The sequence below is a fragment of the Mesorhizobium sp. M7A.F.Ca.US.006.04.2.1 genome (assembly GCF_004022915.1).
GTDB classification, from domain to species: Bacteria; Pseudomonadota; Alphaproteobacteria; order Rhizobiales; family Rhizobiaceae; genus Mesorhizobium; species Mesorhizobium ciceri.
On sequence record NZ_RZQA01001640.1, the window covers coordinates 1 to 468 of the forward strand.

Here is a 468-nt window from a genome sequence, read left to right on the forward strand (position 1 = left end):
GATGGAAACGTCGTCCCACTTCTCCCAGGTGGCAATGCGGTTGGCGTATTCCTGCTTGATCATCGGCAGGCCGCCATCGCCGAAGAATACCCGCAGCGGCGGCTCGGCGGCGTCGACAATGGCCAGCATGGCCGGCCCGGTGGCGTCTGGATCGCCGGCGACCGAATTGGCGCGGCGCTCGGCCATCTTGGCACGGGCGGGCGCATAGGCCTCGATCGGTTGGGACACCTTGGCCGACGGCCCGGCCCAGTCGGTGGAGAAACCGCCCGGCTCGACCAGCGTCACATGGATGCCGAATTCCGCGACCTCGATGCTGAGCGACTGGCTGAAGGCCTCCAGCGCCCATTTCGAGGCGTGGTAGAGGCCGAGCGAGGCAAAGGCATTGACGCCGCCGATCGACGAGATCTGGATGATGTGGCCGGAACGCTGTGCCCGCATGATCGGCAGTGCGGCCTGAGTGACCCACAG

1 protein-coding gene is annotated in these 468 nt (G+C 66.7%); it reads right to left on the reverse strand.

The genetic code is table 11. From position 1 onward, the window contains the following. The coding region (locus EN925_RS39175; protein WP_128337513.1) for an SDR family NAD(P)-dependent oxidoreductase at positions 1-468 on the reverse strand (468 nt) is incomplete at both ends.